The sequence below is a fragment of the Rhizobium sp. SRDI943 genome, from assembly GCF_057653695.1.
Genome location: NZ_CM172787.1, coordinates 2,082,109 through 2,096,662, shown reverse-complemented (window position 1 = coordinate 2,096,662; position 14,554 = coordinate 2,082,109). Strand labels below are relative to the sequence as shown.

The 14,554-nt window shown below is 61.0% G+C and carries 16 protein-coding genes; 5 read left to right on the top strand and 11 right to left on the bottom strand.

From position 1 onward, the window contains the following. Window positions 1-68: 68 nt before the first annotated feature. The 3 genes from AC245Y_RS10940 to AC245Y_RS10930 form a co-directional block, all read right to left on the bottom strand. Window positions 69-434, bottom strand: coding sequence for a hypothetical protein (locus AC245Y_RS10940; protein WP_012757570.1), 366 nt, complete (start codon window positions 432-434; stop codon window positions 69-71). A 321-nt stretch (window positions 435-755) separates the two neighbouring features. Continuing rightward, window positions 756-1,274, bottom strand: coding sequence for a BON domain-containing protein (locus AC245Y_RS10935; protein WP_012757569.1), 519 nt, complete (start codon window positions 1,272-1,274; stop codon window positions 756-758). Window positions 1,275-1,357: 83 nt separating this feature from the next. Then, window positions 1,358-1,852 (bottom strand): peptide deformylase, encoded by a 495-nt coding sequence (locus AC245Y_RS10930; RefSeq protein ID WP_017994153.1) that lies wholly within the window; start codon window positions 1,850-1,852, stop codon window positions 1,358-1,360. Between the two features lie 241 nt (window positions 1,853-2,093). Here AC245Y_RS10930 and mgtE point away from each other — a divergent pair, with 241 nt between their 5' ends. Both mgtE and AC245Y_RS10920 read left to right on the top strand, forming a co-directional pair. Then, window positions 2,094-3,509, top strand: a complete 1,416-nt coding sequence (mgtE, locus tag AC245Y_RS10925; RefSeq protein ID WP_012757567.1) for a magnesium transporter — start codon at window positions 2,094-2,096, stop codon at window positions 3,507-3,509. Between the two features lie 64 nt (window positions 3,510-3,573). After that, a complete protein-coding gene (locus AC245Y_RS10920) occupies window positions 3,574-3,966 on the top strand; it encodes a MerR family transcriptional regulator (RefSeq protein WP_011652104.1) in 393 nt (130 codons plus the stop codon). A gap of 24 nt (window positions 3,967-3,990) precedes the next feature. On the opposite strand, the gene AC245Y_RS10915 is transcribed toward AC245Y_RS10920, so the two are convergent. From AC245Y_RS10915 to rpiB, 3 genes are all read right to left on the bottom strand, one after another. Then, complete coding sequence (locus AC245Y_RS10915) at window positions 3,991-4,980, bottom strand: heparan-alpha-glucosaminide N-acetyltransferase (RefSeq protein WP_017994152.1); 990 nt, start codon at window positions 4,978-4,980, stop codon at window positions 3,991-3,993. Continuing rightward, window positions 4,980-5,744 carry a DUF599 domain-containing protein gene (locus AC245Y_RS10910; RefSeq protein WP_012757565.1) on the bottom strand — a complete coding sequence of 255 codons (765 nt, stop codon included), beginning with the start codon at window positions 5,742-5,744 and terminating at the stop codon, window positions 4,980-4,982. The genes AC245Y_RS10915 and AC245Y_RS10910 overlap by 1 nt, the downstream gene beginning before the upstream one ends. A 236-nt stretch (window positions 5,745-5,980) precedes the next feature. Further along, a complete protein-coding gene (gene rpiB, locus AC245Y_RS10905; RefSeq protein WP_017994151.1) occupies window positions 5,981-6,430 on the bottom strand; it encodes a ribose 5-phosphate isomerase B in 450 nt (149 codons plus the stop codon). 219 nt (window positions 6,431-6,649) lie between these two features. On the opposite strand from rpiB, the gene AC245Y_RS10900 reads away from it, so the two are divergent. Then, complete coding sequence (locus tag AC245Y_RS10900) at window positions 6,650-7,849, top strand: acyltransferase family protein (RefSeq protein WP_017994150.1); 1,200 nt, start codon at window positions 6,650-6,652, stop codon at window positions 7,847-7,849. A 1-nt stretch (window position 7,850) separates the two neighbouring features. Here the strand turns inward: AC245Y_RS10900 and AC245Y_RS10895 are convergent, their stop codons facing one another. Next, window positions 7,851-8,288, bottom strand: a complete 438-nt coding sequence (locus AC245Y_RS10895) for a VOC family protein (protein WP_017994149.1) — start codon at window positions 8,286-8,288, stop codon at window positions 7,851-7,853. Window positions 8,289-8,641: 353 nt separating this feature from the next. Here AC245Y_RS10895 and AC245Y_RS10890 point away from each other — a divergent pair, with 353 nt between their 5' ends. Next, entirely contained in the window at window positions 8,642-10,045 is a 1,404-nt protein-coding gene (locus AC245Y_RS10890) for an L-serine ammonia-lyase (protein WP_012757561.1), read from the top strand. 61 nt (window positions 10,046-10,106) lie between these two features. Next, entirely contained in the window at window positions 10,107-10,544 is a 438-nt protein-coding gene (locus tag AC245Y_RS10885) for a DUF1489 family protein (protein ID WP_003559632.1), read from the top strand. An 88-nt stretch (window positions 10,545-10,632) separates the two neighbouring features. Here the strand turns inward: AC245Y_RS10885 and AC245Y_RS10880 are convergent, their stop codons facing one another. The 4 genes from AC245Y_RS10880 to AC245Y_RS10865 all read right to left on the bottom strand — a co-directional run bounded on the left by AC245Y_RS10880 (window position 10,633) and on the right by AC245Y_RS10865 (window position 14,426). Further along, a complete protein-coding gene (locus tag AC245Y_RS10880) occupies window positions 10,633-10,908 on the bottom strand; it encodes a hypothetical protein (protein ID WP_003539905.1) in 276 nt (91 codons plus the stop codon). A 113-nt stretch (window positions 10,909-11,021) separates the two neighbouring features. Beyond that, complete coding sequence (locus AC245Y_RS10875) at window positions 11,022-12,596, bottom strand: D-alanyl-D-alanine carboxypeptidase (RefSeq protein ID WP_017994146.1); 1,575 nt, start codon at window positions 12,594-12,596, stop codon at window positions 11,022-11,024. 134 nt (window positions 12,597-12,730) lie between these two features. After that, entirely contained in the window at window positions 12,731-13,516 is a 786-nt protein-coding gene (locus AC245Y_RS10870; protein ID WP_017994145.1) for a hypothetical protein, read from the bottom strand. A gap of 304 nt (window positions 13,517-13,820) precedes the next feature. Then, window positions 13,821-14,426, bottom strand: a complete 606-nt coding sequence (locus AC245Y_RS10865; RefSeq protein ID WP_011652094.1) for a transglutaminase-like cysteine peptidase — start codon at window positions 14,424-14,426, stop codon at window positions 13,821-13,823. Window positions 14,427-14,554 lie beyond the last annotated feature (128 nt).

Genomic DNA, 14,554 nt, shown 5'->3' with positions numbered 1-14,554 from the left:
AAGGGCCGTTTCCGGCCCTTTCTTTTATCGGATCTCGGTCCTTTATAGGATCCCGGTCTTTTATCGGATCAATGCGTCGCGCGGCATGCTTCGGTGCGGGAGGCGCCGCTGTCGGCACCCTTGGTATGGGAGCCCTTCGGGCCGATCATGCTATGGCACGGAGGCAGGGAATTGATGCTGGCCGTTGCGGTCTTGTCGACGACAGGAGACGCCATGGCGCTCGGGGCGAAGCCGTCGCTGTCATTGGTGTAGTCGCTGGAATAGGCCGGCGCCTTGCGACTGCTGTAGTGGACCGGAGCAGGCTTTGACATGGGGCTTGGGGCGAAGCCGTCGCTGTCGTTGTTGTAGTCGTCGGAATAGGTCGGCTGGGCGAAGGCAGCGCCTGCAAGGCTGACGGCGAACAGGGACGCGGCAAGGGCGAATTTGATGCGCATGGGTCTATCTCCTCAATCTGCTGTTGAATTCCACAAACGTAAACTAACCCTCGGCACACACGAGTTCGCGCTCCAATTCAGGCAATTTTGTGATAATATGGCGACGCAGCCGCGACCATTTGTCCAAATGAAATCACAGTGTTGTCAACGAAACTAACGTTCTTGTGACAGAAGTCGCCTAACAAAAATCGGCGATTGGTCTCAGAAATAAGACAGTTGTTGCTACAATCGTAAATTGTTAACTTTTGGTAATGTTGATAAAGATCGTCAACAGGCGACGGCAGCCCGCCGCCCGTTATGATCCGCGCTTTGGCGTGAAGTTCAGTCCTCGTTCGGGATATGCGCATCGACACCTGTCAGCTGCAGTTTGTTGCGGACATGATGGACGCCGTCGACCGAAAGCGCGCCGAGTTCGACCTTGCGGGCGATGCCGATCGTCTCCACCGAGCCTTCCAGCGTGACGACGTGACCGTCTGCATGAACCTCGATACTGTCGATATCGACCTCGGGAATGTTTTCGAGATTGTCGTTTACCCGCGCTTCGAGTTCGTCGCTTTCATCGCGGTCGATCGTATCGGCCCGCAGCGAATCTCTCAGGCGGTTTTCATTGCCGTCCTCATCCGTGCCGTCGACCCGGAAGCCCTTGTTGGGATCGCTGTCGAAATTGGCCGCTGTCTCGCCGTAGGGGCGATTATCAGGGCCGCCGGTGCCGGCGCCGCTGCCATCGGCATAGGGCCAGCCGTCGTCGAGATTGCGCTCTTCGAGATCGCGATAATCTTCTTCCCGGGAAAGCTCAGGCTTCTCCCGGGAAAACTGGGTTTTGTCACCGATCCTTGCCATTGCATTTGCTCCTTGTTTCTCTGCTGGAAACGCCGGCAGCGGCGAATGGTTCGGTGTGGACGGCGATTTGTCAGCCGTGATTGTCAGTCCTGGGTCTTCTCCCATTTTTTCACGAGAGGGTCGCGCTTCAGCCGCGAGAGGCGCTGCAGCCAGAATATGCCGTCGAGCTGGTCGACTTCGTGCTGGACGCAGATGGCGAGGAAATCTTCGGCACCGTCCTCGTGCACGGCGCCCTCGGCATCCTGATAGCGGAAGCGGATCGCCCGAGGGCGCGTGACCTCGTCGGTCGCGCCGGGCATCGAGACGCTGCCTTCGACATGGCTCATCGTCTCCTGCGAAAACCAGGTGATATGAGGGTTGACGTAGAGGCGCACGCCGTCGGCCTTGTCGAGCTCCAACACCGTGACACGGCTGAAGACGCCGATATGGGCGGCGGTGATGCCGACGCCGGGGGCTGCGCGCATCGTCGCAAGCAGGTCGCCGGCAAGGGCTGTAAGCGAGGAATCGAAGGCTGTCACCGGCGCGCAGACAGTCTTCAGGCCCGGATGCGGATAGCGCAGAATCGGACGGATGGGCATGGGGAAGGTTTCCTCTGCTTGGACGGGGGAGGAAACTATCGCCGGCCGCGGGGATTGTCATCACGAAGCACGTTTGCCGCTTTACGACACGGATGCTTTGGGCTAGCAGGAACCAAGAATTCCGGCTGCGGGAGCCTCGCGTCGGATTCGCTTATCCGCTTGTTGATAATGTGTTTTCGGCCGACATTTGCGAATGCGGCGCGGCAGTCGTTGAAATTCGAACCAGATGCGAGGGCGGCAGATGACGACGACCGATGGGGAAGACCGCATTCGCAGGCGTCCCGATGACGAGGAAGCCGATATCTACGACGAAGACGGCAATGTCCGCGGCGATTTCCTGGCGCTCGTGGGTGCTGCGATCGCCGACCGCGACACACTGTTCCTGCGCCAGAACGTTGCCCGCCTGCATGAATCCGAAATAGGCGACCTGCTGGAATCGATCCAGCCGGATCAGCGCCTGGCGCTGGTGCGCCTGCTCGGCGACGATTTCGACATGACGGCGCTGACCGAGGTCGACGAGGCGATCCGCCGCGAAATCGTCGACCAGATGCCGAACGCGCAGATCGCCGCGGCGATCGGTGAGCTCGATTCGGACGATGCCGTCTACATTCTCGAAGACCTCGACAAGGAGGACCGGGAAGAGATCCTCGCCCAGCTGCCGTTCACCGAGCGGGTGCGGCTGCGCCGGGCGCTGGACTATCCCGAAAGTTCGGCCGGGCGCCGCATGCAGACGGAATTCGTCGCCGTGCCGCCGTTCTGGACGGTCGGCCAGACGATCGACTACATGCGCGACGAAGAGGATCTGCCCTATTCCTTCTCGCAGATCTTCGTCATCGATCCGACCTTCAAGCTGCTCGGCGCCGTCGATCTCGACCAGATCCTGCGCACCAAGCGGCAGACGAAGATCGAGCAGATCATGCGTGAGACCAACCATCCGGTTCCGGCCGAGATGGACCAGGAGGAGGCGGCCCAGCTCTTCGAGCAGTACGACCTTCTCTCGGCCGCCGTCGTCGACGAGAACGGCCGGCTGGTCGGCGTGCTGACCATCGACGACGTCGTCGACGTCATCCATGAGGAGGCGGACGAGGACATCAAGCGCCTCGGCGGCGTCGGCGACGAAGAGCTGTCGGACAATGTGCTTTCGACGGTGCGTTCGCGCTTCCTGTGGCTTTTGATCAATCTCGGCACGGCGATGCTGTCGGCAAGCGTCATCGGGCTGTTCGACGGCTCGATCGAGAAGATGATTGCGCTCGCCGTGCTGATGCCGATCGTCGCCTCGATGGGCGGCAATGCCGGCACGCAGACAATGACGGTGACGGTGCGCGCGCTCGCCACCCGCGATCTCGACATCTACAATGCCGGCCGCATCATCCGCAGGGAGGCGGGCGTCGGCATCCTCAACGGCATCGTCTTCGCGACGATCATGGGCGCGATCGCCGGGACCTGGTTCCACGACTACCAGCTCGGCGGGGTGATTGCGGCGGCGATGGTCATCAACCTGATGGCAGCCGCTCTTGCCGGCATCCTTCTGCCGTTGTTGCTCGACAAGATGGGCGCCGACCCGGCGATCGCTTCGTCGGTCTTCGTCACGACGGTGACGGACTGTACCGGCTTCTTCGCCTTTCTTGGTATCGCCACTTGGTGGTTCGGCATCTGAACCGCCCAAAAATTGACTATTACGTAAAAGTCAATATTATCGTCTGTCCGACGACGGGGAACACATGCCGGTGAACAAATATTATAGCATAACGGAACTGACGCGCGAATTCGGGGTCTCGACGCGCACGCTCCGCTTCTACGAAGACGAGGGACTAATCCATCCGGAGCGGCGCGGGCGTACCCGTCTGTTCCGGCAAGCCGACCGGCGGCTGATCGGGGAAATCCTGCGCGGCCGGCGCATCGGCTTCACCATCGCGGAGATCCGCGAGATCATCCAGGTCTACAAGGAGCCGCCGGGCGAACTCGGCCAGTTGAAGCTCCTGATGAAGCGCGTCGACGAGAAGCGCGACGACCTGCGCCAGAAGCGCAAGGATATCGACGACACGCTGGCGGAACTCGACGCTATCGAAGAGACCTGCCTCGGCCGCCTCGCCGAAATCGGCGTCACCACCTGATCACGCGCCGTACTGTCGGCGAACTCATTCAGCCTCGGCGCTGCATTCGGCAGCGATCGTCTGGACCCGCTCGTCGTTCTGTATATCGATCGCGCCCTCCTGCAGCGGCGTGAACAGGGCTTGCGCCTGCAATTTCCCCAGCGTGCACTGGCAGAAGCTGTGGCAGAGCGCTTCGCCTTGCTGCATGACGCAAGAGGCGTTGCATTGCCTAAGGTAAGTCGCGACCGGATCCGGCGCCTGCGGCGGGAAGACGAGGGAAATCCCGTAGGCGATGGCGATCAACACCGGCTGGTGGATGAGATAAAAAGCAAGGCTGTGGCGGCCGAGCTTTGCCGGCCACCAGGAGCCGGTGCCGACGGCGGCAAGCCGGTGCAGCAGCCTGGTTCTGATGGCGATCGAGGCGATACTCAATCCAGCGAAGAAGGGCGTTGCCCAGGGAAACAGCGGCACGTAGTCGTTGGAGCGCTCCGGCGTCACCGCAAGGCCGATCCAGGCGAGATATCGGGGATCGAAGAAGGATGAGCGAAGCAGGCCGGGTGGTCCGAAATTATCGGTTATCCAGGCGGCAAGGAGCGCGAGCGTGGCGATGAGCGTGAAGGCGAGCGGCAATCTCAAAAAAACGACGCCGATGAGCGTGAGCACCGCGATGCAGTGCAGGATGCCGAAATAGATCCACTCGTTCGGCATGGCGATGCGCGTGGCGATCGAGATCACCGCGGCTGCCGCGGCAATCATGCCGAAGCGCTTCCAGAAGGATGGCCAGCGAATCTCAGGCTTGCTCGACAGCACCAGGCTGACGCCGACGATGAAGAGAAAGGTGGTGGCGATCGCCCGGGCATAGATCTTCAGCCAGCCTGTCTCGGCCGTGCCCGGCGCGAGATAGCCCATGAACTCCATGTCCCAGCTGAAATGGTAGCTCGCCATGGCGATCAACGCGACGCCGCGCGCCGTATCCAATAGGCCGATGCGCGGCGGTTTTGCCGCTGCCTCGGTTTCCCTTGCCGGCAATGTCATCAAAGTTCCTCCGGCAAATCACTTCCGTCGCTCGACGGTCTATCGCGGCGAATAGCAGAAAGGTGGAGATTTGATGGCGGGCCGGTATCCATGATCGCCAGTCGCGCTTGCGAGAAAAATTGCCGGCGTGTCAGCACGAAGATAACGATCGCCGTCGTCATCATGAAGACATAAGGGTTGATGAACCAGCCGAGATAGCCGATCGACAGGAAGATCGCTCTGAGGCCCTCGTTGAAATTGCTGCCGGCAATGACGTTCATGCGGATGACGCGTTCGGCGGCACGCTCGGCGGCGATGATGTCGCGCTCGCTGTCGCGCATCATCGGGATCGAGCCGAAGAGAATGGTGCAGTAGTTGAACAGCCGATAGGACCAGCCGAATTTGAAGAAGGCGTAGCCGAAAAGCACTGCCAGTCCGCCGACTTTCATCTCGAAGACGGCATGGCCGCCATGGAGGACGAAGGGCAGATCGGCGAAGACCGCGTCGACCTTTTCCGTCGCACCGAGCAGAGCGAAGCAACTGCCGAGCGCGAAGATCGAGGTCGAGGCGAAGAAGGCGGTGCCGTTCTGCAGGCCGGCCATGATCTGCGTGTCGATCATCTTCAGGTCGCGGCGCAGCGAATTGTAGATCCACTCCCGGCGCCGTTCGGTCATCGCGTGGGTCAGGCTGGTGCGTCCGAAGAAGGTGCGGCCGTGCAGCAGCCAGGAATAGCCCACCCAGACACAGGCAAAGAAGGCCAGAGCGATATAGTCCGCCGTCGTCATCAGTGTTCAGTCTCCGCATGAACGCGGCCATCATGCCGCAAGCCGGATTATGACGCATGGCCGAGTTCGGCGGCTCGGCGCAGGCTTTTGGCCATGCGGCAGTTCGGCATAATCGAGGCGTCGGGAAACGACAAGGCTTGGTGGATCGCTGACCGGCATCTTCTGGAACTAACTGCAGCGGTCATCCGTCGCTTGGGGATTCGGAACGGCGCCCAAAGAAGAAGAAAAGGACGGCGCTAGCCTTCCAGCGCCTCAATCATCCTCACCCGCGTCGCATGCCGGCCGCCCTCGAACTGGCCGGTCAGGAACGCATCCACGATATCGAGCGCCAGCCCTTCGCCCACCACCCGCACGCCAATCGAAAGCATGTTGGCATCGTTGTGCTGGCGGATCATGCGGGCTGAGAATGTGTCGACGCAGACGCCGCAACGGATGCCCTTTACCTTGTTCGCCGCCATCATGATGCCCTGGCCGGTGCCGCATAGGATGATGCCAAACCGGCAATCGCCGGAGGCGACAAGACGCGCCGCCGCTTCGCCGTGCTTGGGATAGTGAGTGCTCTCCGGCGTTGTCGGTCCGATATCGACCGCTATCCAGCCCTGCGCCGCGATATGACCGGCAATAGCCTGTCGGAGCTGAATGGCGGCGTGGTCGCTGGAGAGGGCGATGCGGTTGGTGGCTGTCATGGAGAAGTGGTCCCGTTTTCCAAAGCAATTTGCCGTCTTGAGGATGCACGCTAGCGCATCGCCCCGAAAATCGGAATCGATTTTCGGAAAGCACGATGCGTCGCTCTAACGCCACACCAGTCTAGAGGCGCACGAGCAGGGCGCCGCGTTAACCGCTTGTAAAGTCGTGATGGCCAATTGTTCAGGATTGAACCTGAACTCCGAATTCAAAAGTGACCCATGAGTCGGCCGGATTACATCCCGAGTCTTGATGGCCTGCGCGGTGTCGCTGCGCTTCTGGTCGTTGGAGCGCATATTGGCCTTATCTTTCCGATCACAGCTCCACATCTCGTGACGATGGGCGACGAAGCCGTCGGTTTGTTTTTTGCTCTCAGCGGCTTCCTGATGGCTCATCTCTACGGCTCACGGCCGGTCACGAGAGACAATGTTCTGGATTTTCTTGTCAGCCGCTTTGCCCGCATCTATCCGGTTTACCTAGCGGCTGTCGTTCTCGTAGCGATGCTGTCGAGCATACAAAATCTGGATTTTGTTCAGCCGATCGTTAGCGGCACGGATTTTGTCCGTCATATCGTTCTTCTCGGCTCGAGTGGTGTTTTCTGGTCGATACCACCCGAGATCCAGTTCTATCTGCTCTTTCCCGTCCTGTGGCTTTGCTTGGCCCAGCCGCGCCGCTATAGCGGCATGATTGTGGGCCTCACCGTGGTCGTCGTCGTGGATGGCCTGGTTGAATTACCAGGCCCGGGAATCCTGCTCGTCTCGAAGCTCCCGTACTTTCTTTTCGGCGCACTGGCCGGAATGATGCATTCCCTCTGGAACAGCTGGATTCCATCTGCCCTCACAGGCATTTCAACGCTTTTTCTCCTGGCGGTGTTTTTCGTTTACCGGCATATCTTGCCCGGCTTTTCCCCGGAATTTTGGAGCCTGCAAAGTGCGGTGGCCGCAGCCGTCATTGTCGGGCTCGTCGCTCGACAGCCTCCCATCGCAGCCCGTGTCCTGGCAGCTGCACCAATGCGGTTTTTCGGAAAGATCAGTTTTTCACTTTACCTTTTCCATGTCCCCATCATGTTCCTGGCGCGTCTGACTTTTGATGCCATGATGCCCGAACCGGCGCTCATCGTGGTGACGCTTTGCATTGCGGTCGTCGGGGCATGGTTCATCCACGAGACGATAGAGGTTCCAGGCCGGCGGCTGCTGGTCCTGATATGGCAGGATAATCGCTGGCGTCTGGTTTCGCGCGAAACTCCGGTTGACCAAATGGACCGCGCGATCCTCGACCTGCAAGAAATCGAAAAGCGCCTGCTGAGCGGCGCAACGTCAGCAATGGCCGATCAACGACAAATCTCAACCACGGCCGAACCCTGGGATGGAGCCGACGGCGCGGTCATTCAGGATGATCGCAACGAGAAGCTTCGCGCATAGCTCAGCTAAGTTCTTGGGCGAGTCCGATGAGAAGCCCTCCAGGCCCGCGGATGTAGCAGAGCCGATAGGTGTCTTGATAGTCCACCACTTCGCCGACGAGCTGTGCGCCGCGCTTGCGGAGCCTCTCAAGCGTCTCGTCGATGTCATCAAGGGTGAACATGACGCGGAGGTAGCCTAGAGCGTTCACCGGGGCATTGCGGTGATCTGCGACGGCAGGCGGCCTGAGGAAGCGGGAGAGCTCGAGCCGGCTGTGGCCATCAGGCGTGCGCATCATGGCAATCTCGACGTGCTGATCGCCCAGTCCAGTGACACGCCCCGCCCATTCTCCTTCGATCGCAGCCCGCCCTTCGAGCTCGAGGCCGAGCTCGCGAAAGAAATCAATCGTCTCGTCGAGGTCATCGACGACGATTCCTACGTTGTCCATCCGTTTGAGCGGCATGTGTCCAATCTCCCAATCTACAAGGTGTCGTCTAGCATCGACGTCAGCAGGACATTGGGAGCCGGAGCAGACTGTCAAGATAAGGCAACCAGTTCTTCCTCCGCATAGCCTTCATTGAATGCAGCAATGATTGGTAAGACGGGCCGTTTGGTTTAGCGCATGATCCCGAAAATCGGATTCGATTTTCGGACGGGATTATGCGCAAGCTCAAAGTGCTGGAGCGTCCTATTGGACGGGTGGCGCTCCAGCGTGCAGTGCGAATGTCGCACCGGCTCCATGCGATGTCGGTGCGCCGCACGGATTCGAAACCGGCCTCGCTTAAGCTTGCATCCTCATCTTCAGAAGGCGCACCCATGTTTCTCTCGGTATTCGATGTCTTCAAGATTGGTGTCGGGCCGTCGAGCTCACACACGATGGGTCCGATGTCGGCGGCCAAACGGTTTCTCGAGCTGATCCTCTCGAACGAATGGCCGCGCCCGTCATCGGGCGCGCAGGTCACAGCCATCAAGGTCAGCCTGCACGGCTCGCTCGCCCATACCGGTATCGGCCACGGCACGGGCAGGGCTGTCATTCTCGGGCTGATGGGCGAAGCGCCCGACAGCGTCGATCCCGACAAGATGGACGGCATTGTCGACACGGTGGAGCGCACGGGCCGCATCACGCCGGAGGGCCATCCCGGCTATCAGTTCCAGCCGAAAACCGACTTGATCTTCGACAAGAAGCAGCCGCTGCCCGGCCATGCCAACGGCATGGTCTTTTCCGCTTATGACAAAGACGGCCGGCTGCTCGTCAAGCGCATCTATTATTCGGTCGGCGGCGGCTTCGTCGTCACCGACACCGAGCTGGAGCAGATGCGGGCGAAGAAGAACGCGCCCGGCGGCACGCGTGTGCCCTATCCCTTCTCCACCGCCAAGCAGATGCTCGAGATGGCGGAGCGCTCCGGGCTGTCGATCGCCCAGATGAAGCGGGCGAACGAGGAGAGCCAGCGCAGCCAAGAGGAGCTCGACCAGGGGCTCGACCGTATCTGGGAGGCAATGCGCTCCTGCATCGAGCGTGGTCTCAAGGTCGAGGGCATCATGCCCGGCGGCCTCAACGTCAAGCGCCGCGCCCGCAGGATTCACGACAAGCTGGAGGAGGAGTGGCGCAGCAACCGCGTCAACCCGCTGCTCGCCAATGACTGGCTGAGCGTCTATGCGATGGCGGTCAACGAGGAGAATGCAGCCGGTGGGCGCGTCGTTACGGCACCGACCAATGGTGCTGCCGGTGTCATCCCGGCGACGATCCGCTACTACGAGCATTTCCACGAGGACTGGGACCAGAACGGCATCCGCGACTACCTGCTGACGGCCGCCGCCATCGGTGGCATCATCAAGCATAATGCCTCGATCTCGGGCGCCGAGGTCGGCTGTCAGGGCGAGGTCGGCTCGGCGGCGGCGATGGCGGCCGCGGGCCTTGCCGCCGTCATGGGCGGTACGCCGGAGCAGATCGAGAACGCCGCCGAAATCGCGCTCGAACATCATCTCGGCATGACCTGCGATCCGATCGCCGGATTGGTGCAGGTTCCCTGCATCGAGCGCAATGCGCTCGGCGCTGTCAAGGCGGTCACTGCGGCTTCGCTCGCCATCAAGGGCGACGGCCAGCATTTCGTGCCGCTCGACGCCTGTATCGAGACGATGCGCCAGACCGGCCACGACATGAGCGAGAAATACAAGGAGACCTCGACCGGAGGTCTTGCGGTCAACGTCGTTGAATGCTGAGTTTGTGGACGCTGCATGCTTGGCGCTTGACGCTCGCTGCCAAAAGGATTTCAACGGCAGCATGGCATTGCATCTCATCAAACTCTGTGTCGGCGCCGACTCGATAGACGATCTGCGCGAATGGGTGGCGGAACGCTCGTTGCGCGCCATCGCCGCCGGCCTCGAGCCGCATTCGGTGCATACGACGCGCATGGCGCCGAAGCGTATGGAGGAGCTGCTTGACGGCGGCTCGCTCTACTGGGTGATCAAGGGGCAGGTGCAGGCGAGGCAGAAGCTGCTCGACATCGAGACCTTCACCGACGGCGAGGGTATCTCGCGCTGCCGCCTGATGCTCGGCCCTGAGGTCATCGAGACGGCCGTGCAGCCGAAACGTCCCTTCCAGGGCTGGCGTTATTACACTGAGGACGACGTGCCGCGCGACCTGACAAGCCTTGGCGCCGGCATTGCCGAAATGCCGGCGGATCTTCGCCGCGAGCTTACGGACCTTGGCCTGCTCTAATCCCCGAAAATCGAAGCGATTTTTGGAAAGATGTATGCGTGGATTGAACGTCCCCGCGCGTCTGAAAGGACGCGCGGTACTCTGCAGTTCAGCGCAGGCGCAACTGCACCGGCGCACTGCCGTCCGGCGAGGTCACATGCAGATGGATACGGGCTTCGGGCTGGGAATAGCGCCAGGCGCGGGCACCGTGGCACAGCAGCAGATTGATGAGATCGCGGGTCTTCGGAGACTTCGCCTTCGGCCGTTGCAGGCCAATCTCGGCGAGGCGCAAAGCTGCCTCGTGCAGCGGATGCAGAGATGAGCGCCCCTTGGCCGCCATGCGGCGGTCTGAAGGCATTCCCGGAACATTCTCATTGATCGCCATTGTTTTCCCCGTACGCAATACTGATCGAGTTCAAGAACGGTGGCCGGAAACGCAAACACCGATTCCGGCCGTCACCGATGCCGCCAACCATCTTGCAGGCAGCATCGAATAGCTCATTGGGCAGCCGCCCAGCACTTGATGCCGGCCTTCTTCAAGGCCTTGCAGGCGTTGACGGCATCGCGCTGATCGTCGAAGCCGCCGAAGCGGGCGCGGTAAAGCTGGTCACCACCAGCGGCATAGGCAACCGCGAAGGGCTTCGCCGAGGCCAGCGCCTTGCCGCCCTTACTCTTGGCGCTTTCCAGAAGATCCATGGCCATCTGCCGGTTCGGCGAGACGCCGACCTGCACCACCCAGCCGGTCGGACCGTTGCTGGTTGAAGCGGCACGAGTCGGGGAGGGAGTGGTCGAGGCGGTGGTGACGTTATCGACCGACGTGTCGCCCTGTTCCGGCGGCATATAGGCGGGTGCCGGCGTCGGCACGGCGACCGATGCCTGCTGCTTGAAGGCCATGGTCTTGACTTTGGTCGGCGCCGGCATCGGCTGCGCCACCAGCGGATTGTCGGATTTCGGCGCAGCAGTCTCGGCATAGGCGACCTCGGTCTCGGCGACCTGATAACGCGCATCCGGCAGCGGCCCCTTGTGCGGCAGGCTGAGATCGGCAGCGGCGGCTGAAACCGGCGGCTGCGCTGCGGTGATCGTCTTTGCGACCTGCTGCTGGGCCTTCTTCGGCTGGACCGGAGCGGGTGTCTCGATCATCGCCGGGGCAGGGGCTGCCTGGGCGATCAGCGCCGACGATCCGCCGCGGCTCGATGCCTTCGGCAGGTAACTGGCGATCAGATTGCGCATCTGGGCATCGCGAGCAGGCGTCGAGGCGCCGCCGAGCACGACACCGACGATCGACTTGCCGTCGACCTGCACCGAGCTCACCAGATTGAAACCGGCAGCCCGCGTGTAACCGGTCTTGATGCCGTCGACGCCGCGCACCGAACCGACCAGGCGGTTGTGGCTGCGGATCGTGCGGCTGCCGAACTTGAAGGCGCGCGTGGAGAAATAGCCGTAATATTGCGGGAAATGCTGGCGAAGGGCGATGCCGAGGCGGGCCTGATCGCGCGCCGTCGTCATCTGCGCCGTATTCGGCAGGCCGTTGGCATTGCGATAGGTGGTGCGCGTCATGCCGAGCGCATGCGCCTTGGCGGTCATCAGTTGGGCGAAGCGATCCTCGCTGCCGCCGCCCAGCATTTCGCCGAGCGCGGTTGCCGCATCATTGGCCGACAGGGTGACGAGACCGAGAATGCCCTGCTCAACGGTAATCGTGCCGCCGGCGCGCACACCGAGCTTGGTAGGCGCCTGGGCTGCCGCATGGGCGGAGAAGGGGACCGGCGTATCGAGACGGATGCGACCCTGCTCCAATGCCTCGAAGGTCATATAGAGGGTCATCATCTTGGTCAGGGAGGCGGGGTATTGCAGCCGGTCGGCATTCTCGCTGTAGAGAACGTTGCCGGTCTTGGCGTCGACGACGATGCCCGCATATTTCGGATTTGCCGCTTCCGCGTCGGCATTCACCGAGTCGACCAGGACGATCGTGACGGCCACCGAAAGGATCGCCAGCAGCCTTGCGAAAAAGCTGCCGGATCGGGACGATGATACGGAGGAGACTGACCTTGACACTATTCCACTCTTCGCTTGCATTTCAGATATTTGGCATTTCAGAATTTGGCAGGAACCGCACACCTCCCGCCGCGCAGCTCGTCTGCTAAAACTACCGGTTGGGCGTTACCAATCCGTTTATGATGAATCGTTTATTTCGCTGTCCGTGGAGCATTTTAGAGACCTGTCGCAGAACGGTTCACAAGACGCGCGTCTACAAAGGTGCGGATAGCGGCATCAATATGTTCCCAGTCGTCGAGATGGCTGCTCGAAAAACGATAGAGAACACTGAGATCCCTGCCGACTTTGATATCGCGCTGACAATCTCCGCCCGCCGCCTTATCCGGAGCTGACGGCAATATGCAGCGCACGACGTAATCCGGCCCGCCCTTGACGGGCGCCGTCAGCAGCACCTCATCGCCGTAACCCGCATCGGCGCGAAGACGATGCAGCGTCAGCCCGTCGCGAAACGGCTCGGCCGGGCCTTCGAGCAGATGCGAATAGATCGGCTCCAGCCGCCCGGACATGTCGCGCGACATGGTGCTCTGGGTGATCTGCAGGAAGATCAGCCCGGAGGATTGGGCGATATCGTCGAATCGAACGTGATTTTCCTTGCCGTAACCCTGCATCTCCGGCCAGGCGAGGTAGAGATCGACGCGCTCGGCGGCGCCGTCATGCCTTTGGCTTGGGAAGCGGATGGCGTTCTCGGGGAATTTTACGGTGTCGCGGCCGATGGCCAGCTGAATTTCAACCGTGCTGTCGGTATTTCCGGCAAGCGAGATATGCCGGCCGAACCAACGGCCGCCGATGCTGATAGCAACAGTCAGGACCGCCAGGGCGGCGATCACCGCCATCGTGCGGAGGAGAAACCCCATGGAAAGAAGCGGCTGCTCGTCGGGTGCGCTGTGCGCGGCATGGCTCATGGCGGTTCTTCGCGTTTCGGTCCGCCGCAGGAAGAACATGAGCCGCCGGTCCGATGATGATTCTCATCGCCATGATCGGACCGGCAGGGTTAACAATTCACTAAGGTGCTAAACCCCGTCGCGCAAAACTATGCAGCGGTTTGCGATAACGACATGCGTAAAAACAAAGACTTGAAGCGCAGGAGCGCAGCTTGAGATCGCGAAGCGCTTTCGTAAGGGAAGTCTCGGAAAGGGGCGAGCCGTTCCCGGGACAGCGGGAACGGCTCTTGGGCACCGGTCGGGGACGGGATGCGGGGACTGACCGGGCCGCAGGCTGCAGCCGGCATTGGCCGGCAGGCTGTTCTTACTTGACGCTACCGACCGCGACAGCGCGGCCGTCCTGAAGCTTCGACCAGCGGGCCGGATCGTCGGCGGACTGGCGCTTCAGATAGGTGTATTCGGTATCCGACCAGAGCAGCACCTTGTTGCGCATGTTGTCGAGAATGAAGTCGCCGTGATCGGTACGAACAGTCAGCACGGCATGGCCTTCGCCATTCGGCTGCAGCACGACGGTGATCAGCGTGTCGGACGGCGAGAAACCGTCGTCGATCAGCATCTTGCGCTTCAGCAGGGCGTAATCCTCGCAGTCGCCGACGGTGCGCGGATAGGCCCAGCGCTCCTCGACACCGTAGATCTGCTCATCGGTCATCGGCTGGATCGTCGAATTGACGGTGTAGTTGACCTTGAGAATTTCCTTCCAGCGATCCTCGGTGAGGATGGCCGGTCCGGCATCGCCGCCGACTTCAACACATTCCGTCGGATTCGCCTTGCAGAATTCGTAGTGTCCGATCGGAGGGCTGGCATTGCCTGCCAGGGCCATGCTGGCGGGCATCGCCTGTCCCGAACCCGCCATTGCCATCATGATCGCACCAGCCAGAAGGCCGCCTTTCAGGATATTCGCAGTTGTCATTGCCGTCTCCCCGTAAGTTGAGGTGACAATGGCACAGACGTTTTTATCTCACGGAAAATTACACAATAGAATTAAAGGCTTAGTTGATTCAAATACCGATAAACCTTGGCTAAAAACAGATTCGAATA

Coding starts and splice junctions, on each gene's coding strand:
- AC245Y_RS10910 (WP_012757565.1), bottom strand. CDS start 5,744: ATGACGACGGCGGACTATATCGCTCTGGCCTTCTTTGCCTGTGTCTGG.
- AC245Y_RS10900 (WP_017994150.1), top strand. CDS start 6,650: ATGAGTCGGCCGGATTACATCCCGAGTCTTGATGGCCTGCGCGGTGTC.
- AC245Y_RS10885 (WP_003559632.1), top strand. CDS start 10,107: ATGGCATTGCATCTCATCAAACTCTGTGTCGGCGCCGACTCGATAGAC.
- AC245Y_RS10940 (WP_012757570.1), bottom strand. CDS start 434: ATGCGCATCAAATTCGCCCTTGCCGCGTCCCTGTTCGCCGTCAGCCTT.
- AC245Y_RS10880 (WP_003539905.1), bottom strand. CDS start 10,908: ATGGCGATCAATGAGAATGTTCCGGGAATGCCTTCAGACCGCCGCATG.
- AC245Y_RS10930 (WP_017994153.1), bottom strand. CDS start 1,852: ATGCCCATCCGTCCGATTCTGCGCTATCCGCATCCGGGCCTGAAGACT.
- AC245Y_RS10870 (WP_017994145.1), bottom strand. CDS start 13,516: ATGTTCTTCCTGCGGCGGACCGAAACGCGAAGAACCGCCATGAGCCAT.
- AC245Y_RS10890 (WP_012757561.1), top strand. CDS start 8,642: ATGTTTCTCTCGGTATTCGATGTCTTCAAGATTGGTGTCGGGCCGTCG.
- rpiB (WP_017994151.1), bottom strand. CDS start 6,430: ATGACAGCCACCAACCGCATCGCCCTCTCCAGCGACCACGCCGCCATT.
- AC245Y_RS10920 (WP_011652104.1), top strand. CDS start 3,574: ATGCCGGTGAACAAATATTATAGCATAACGGAACTGACGCGCGAATTC.
- mgtE (WP_012757567.1), top strand. CDS start 2,094: ATGACGACGACCGATGGGGAAGACCGCATTCGCAGGCGTCCCGATGAC.
- AC245Y_RS10895 (WP_017994149.1), bottom strand. CDS start 8,288: ATGCCGCTCAAACGGATGGACAACGTAGGAATCGTCGTCGATGACCTC.
- AC245Y_RS10865 (WP_011652094.1), bottom strand. CDS start 14,426: ATGACAACTGCGAATATCCTGAAAGGCGGCCTTCTGGCTGGTGCGATC.
- AC245Y_RS10875 (WP_017994146.1), bottom strand. CDS start 12,596: ATGCAAGCGAAGAGTGGAATAGTGTCAAGGTCAGTCTCCTCCGTATCA.
- AC245Y_RS10915 (WP_017994152.1), bottom strand. CDS start 4,980: ATGACATTGCCGGCAAGGGAAACCGAGGCAGCGGCAAAACCGCCGCGC.
- AC245Y_RS10935 (WP_012757569.1), bottom strand. CDS start 1,274: ATGGCAAGGATCGGTGACAAAACCCAGTTTTCCCGGGAGAAGCCTGAG.